The organism is Bacillota bacterium, assembly GCA_012837335.1.
In the GTDB taxonomy this organism is placed as follows: domain Bacteria; phylum Bacillota; class Limnochordia; order Darwinibacteriales; family DTU012; genus DTU012.
The window spans coordinates 1-4,593 of sequence record DURM01000063.1; the positions used below are offsets into that span (position 1 = coordinate 1).

Consider the following 4,593-nt stretch of genomic DNA (forward strand, 5'->3'; position numbering starts at 1 on the left):
CGATAGAACCGCCCATCTTGGTGGAAATGCTGTCTTTTTATACAATTATCTTACCATGTTCTAACAAAAACAACAATCCTGGAGATGGGACACCACACGCTTAGGATTCAACAGTCCGAAATAAGGAAGAAATGGCACCAAAAAGCAGTCCAGCAATAGGCCAAACCACCCAAGAGATGGCCCAATTGCCTGTATAAAAACTCCAACCCAGATAAACAGCAACGACAATCGGCCAGTAGAAACCAGCAAAGCGGGATATTCTTTTTTGGTCTTCCTGCTCCCGCGGAGCAAACTCGCCTTCGCGAAGTAGTTTTTGAAAACTACCATTGATGGTGCTGGTAGTGATCAGAAAGAATAAGCCAATGGAGAGAATCACCAGTAGAAGCGCGGTTAAAAATGCATATACTCTTTCAGAAGCTCCGAAGATGCCGGCGGTAATCAGCGGCAGACTGCACAGGATAAACAATACTACGCCAATTGCCATATTCTGTCCATATGTTTTGGAATATGCCTCTTGCTTCTCCCTAATAATCCCTGCTAAACCTGGAGCCAGCTGAAAATCACCTTTTTCTATATACTCGAAGCGCTGCATTTTTGCACTAGTTGTAATAAAGATCGCCACTCCCCCAGCAACCATGGATAACAAGGTCACCATGCCAATCCCATTCGCGATTGCAGCCCCTAGTAAAGTGCCACCAGACAATAAAATCAATAATACAGGCGAGAGGACGCAGAGCATAACTCCGATGGCAATACTCTTTCCTGCAGCTGCTTGCTTAGTTACGAACTCATTCATTTCTTCCAGCGAAACCAAGTTAGGAAATCCTTGATCCACCTGCAAGTCTAGATTTGGCCGCTCTTGATCATCTTTGAGTAAATAGTCAGTGGACACTCCAAACAGCACAGCCAGTTCCACAATGCGATTGATGTCCGGCATGGCGGTATTGCTTTCCCACTTTGAAATGGACTGCCTTGACACACTAATCTTTGACGCTAACTCTTCTTGAGACCAGCCCTTGCTTTTCCGAAGCTCAAAAATTTTCTCACCTAAAGTCATTTGCTTTTCCTCCCGTCTAAAAGGTAGCATTGTGCAGTTAAATTATAGCAAACAACAAGTTTACATACTACCAACATGCCTTGAAAAAAACGCAACCTGTGGTTGCAATTTGGCGAAAACCCTGCTCAAGCAAGTAGCATCAATCTCCGCCTCCAATTTCAGGAAGAAAATATCACTAACTCATTCTAAAACTTCACTTTGAGAATTAAAAAACCTCTTCCTTATAGTGGTAGAGGCTGTGGTTTTTTACTGCCGCAGCGCTAGCGGACTTTAATTAGTATTCTACACCCAGATCGAGCTCAACTTCGTATTCTACCGGCTTCTGTTTAAATAGGTATTCTCCTTTTCTAATGGAGGCCAGAACACCAGCCCGATTTCTTATTACATCGAATGGGCTGTCGCCGTCAAGAACGATAAAGTTCGCATCTTTACCAACATCCAATCCATATCGATCCTGGATATGTAAGCAGCGCGCGCCATTGTAGGTGATTAAATCCAGATTCTTCTCAATATGCTCTGGTGACATGATCTGGGCTAAGTGGATGCCATTGTCCAAGACGTTCATCAAATTGCCATTGCCCATCGGATACCAGGGATCATTGATGGAATCCTGAGCAAATGCAACATTGATTCCATTCTCAATGAATTCTTTGACTCTGGTAAGCCCCCGCCGCTTCGGATAAGTATCGTGGCGGCCCTGCAGATACGCATTTTCAGTTGCAGGAGCAATGAAGTTCATCTTGCTCTTTTTAAACAAATCAATCATTCGGTAGGCGTAAGAATTATCTGCTGAACCAAAGGAACAGGTATGGCTGGCAGTAGTCTTTTCTCCATAGCCTTCCAGCAGCACCAGGGCATTGAGCAGTTCAACAAAGCGGGACTGGGGATCATCGGTTTCGTCGCAGTGAACGTCAATCAGCCTATTGTATTTCAGAGCTAGCTCAACTGTGTCGTGAATGGATCTTTCGCCAAACTCTCTGGCCGGCTCATAATGAGGTATCCCTCCAACAACATCAGCGCCCATTTTCAGAGCTTCTTCTACTAAATCTCGACCGCCCTTATAGGTGTACATTCCCTGCTGCGGAAAGGCAACAATTTGAATTTCCACGATATCCTTTAATTCCTCCCGCAGCTCCAGCATGGCTTTTAGGGCAGTGAACTTTGGATCGGTAACATCGATATGGGTGCGGATGTGCTGGACACCATGGGAAACCTCATCTTTAATTCCCTTCAGGGCAAGTCTTTTCACGCTTTCTACGGTTAAAGTCTTCTTAAATTTTGGCCACAGCTCAATTGCTTCAAAAAGTGTGCCTGAACTAGCGCCTTCTTGTCCAAGTTCGGATAAAGTGTAGACATAATCTAAATGGAGATGGGGGTCGACATAGGGAGGCGTAACTAATTTGCCGCCTAAATCAATAATCTCATCAGCTGGACCTAGATCCTTACCAATGGCTTTAATAACACCATTCTCAACTAAAATTTCACTCGCGTCATCATGACCGTAAACAACAGCGTTTACGAATTTTTTCATAATATCCTCCTTCACATTAAAAGTTTTATCAGTGTCTCTTCGGAATATTGAGGTTGATTAAAATAATCGATCCCAACATAACAATTACACCAAAGTAGCCAACCTGGTTGATCTGCTCTCCTAACAAAACTACCCCAGCTAGTGTTGCTACAATAACCTCAACCGAAGCAACGATTGTTGCTTTGGAAGCATCGATACCCTTAGACAGCCCAGTTAAGAAGAGAATATTGGCCACAGCGCCGCTTAGTCCACCACCCATGATTGCCCACAGTAAAAACGAATTGTTAGCAAACAGCTCTAAATGCTCCCACGGCTTAGCAAATACGGCAATGGCGATGGAGCTGAACACTAACATGTAGAAAGCCATGGTCGCCGAATCGTCTTCGCTGATGCCAATTTTACCCAAGATTGTGCTCAGACCGTAGAGGAAGCCGGCGGCGAGTCCCAAGGTTAAGCCAAGCCCGGAAATATTTATTTCTGTAAATCTTCCACCTGTTACCACAAGGGCACAGCCAAGAACATTGAGCAGCAGAGCGAAAACTTGATAATTGCGCAGTTTTTCTTTAAAAAATACTACTGCCATGATCGCTGTCCAAACCGGAGCCAGATACATGAGAATTGTAGACGTTGCGATCCCTACTAAGATCATGCTTGTATCCAATGCCAATTTGAAAATACCTTTTGTTAAAACGCCTAATAAAATACTGACCACTAGACCCTTTTTTGAAATCTTCAGCCCAGCTATTCCCTTCTTTGCCAATAAATAGAACAGTAAAGGCGGAAGTGCTAAAAAGTGGCCGGCAAATGCGGTCATCATGGAAGATGCCCCCGCCTCACTCATTTTCGTAACAAAAAATCCACCTATTCCCCACAGGGTTCCGGCAATTGCAACAAAAAAGTACCCCTGCAGAGAACTTCTTTTCTCCATATCCAGCAACCTCCTAAATAATACAATCAACGTAAGTTAGTATTTCACTAATAATCGAAAAACAAACTGCATAATAAATCTTCCCCGATCTCAACTGGAGGAGGAAAATGAGAAGCCTTGTCCGGCGGCAGTTCTCCACCAAGACAAGGCTTAGATCCTAAACCCACATCAACGATCATACGATAGTTGAGGGATTATGTCAACTAGCTGAAACCAATTGCTGCAATCTGGGTCAAACACATATGTTCTGTCCCCAGCACAGCTGGTAATAACCACAAAGTAAACTACCCCAGCGATGAGTCATAACTACTTGAGTTCACGAAAACTTGCCTCTAATCTCTGGTAAGTCACCAAGGGGGGTACCAGTTTCATCAGTCCAGCTTTCCCAGCCATTGCGAGAGCTATGCAAAATAAGGCTAGCTGCTGTGCTTAAGGCTGTATAATTTGCTCTGTTCGAATGAAAAACATAAGGGCGAACGAAAACAAGCCCGTTTTCGGTTTCCGCTATTATTTGTTCTTCTAATAACTCACGCCTTTGATCCTCTACTTCCGGATAATGTTCAGGATTTTCAATCACGTACAGCTCGGAACCAGCGTCAATTTCTACGCTACCATTATCCAAGTTTAAGAAACCGGATGCTAGAGTTGTATTTGATTTAATGTAAATCACCTTCTTAGACATTACACCAGTGTTTGCAGAGTAATACGGATATAACTCCTTAATTTTTTCAATCAAATAGTACGTTCGCTTGTCAATTTCCTCTATGGTCCACTTGTCAATTTTAAGCAATTCCTCATTCATTTTTAGGTGTGAAGTTTCAGCTAAAATCTTATTTTTATAGCTCCAGACGTTGTTCTTCATAACACTATTGTCCCTTTTGCTAGCCAAGGTGAGATTACCTAGACGATGAACATTGCGTTGATAGACTTCCTCATCAATACCCAACTCCGGGAAGTCAACACTTTTCCGGACACTCTTTAAGCGACACCGGCCAAAGTTAGCTCAGTATGTTGGTTCAGCCATTCTAAAGGGCTAAGGTAGCCTAAGCGCTTTTGGACACGGCGAGTGTTATAAAA

At 43.5% G+C, this 4,593-nt stretch carries 4 protein-coding genes; all 4 read right to left on the reverse strand.

Annotation, left to right across the window (positions count from 1 at the left end):
- Positions 1-100 precede the first annotated feature (100 nt).
- Positions 101-1,057 (reverse strand): helix-turn-helix transcriptional regulator, encoded by a 957-nt coding sequence (locus GX019_08510; protein HHT37197.1) that lies wholly within the window; start codon positions 1,055-1,057, stop codon positions 101-103.
- A 274-nt stretch (positions 1,058-1,331) separates the two neighbouring features.
- Positions 1,332-2,591, reverse strand: a complete 1,260-nt coding sequence (locus GX019_08515; GenBank protein HHT37198.1) for an amidohydrolase family protein — start codon at positions 2,589-2,591, stop codon at positions 1,332-1,334.
- Between the two features lie 25 nt (positions 2,592-2,616).
- Complete coding sequence (locus GX019_08520) at positions 2,617-3,516, reverse strand: DMT family transporter (protein ID HHT37199.1); 900 nt, start codon at positions 3,514-3,516, stop codon at positions 2,617-2,619.
- A 316-nt stretch (positions 3,517-3,832) separates the two neighbouring features.
- The gene (locus GX019_08525) at positions 3,833-4,462 is read right to left on the reverse strand and encodes a DUF4357 domain-containing protein (protein ID HHT37200.1); all 630 of its coding nucleotides are present in this window, start codon (positions 4,460-4,462) and stop codon (positions 3,833-3,835) included.
- Positions 4,463-4,593 lie beyond the last annotated feature (131 nt).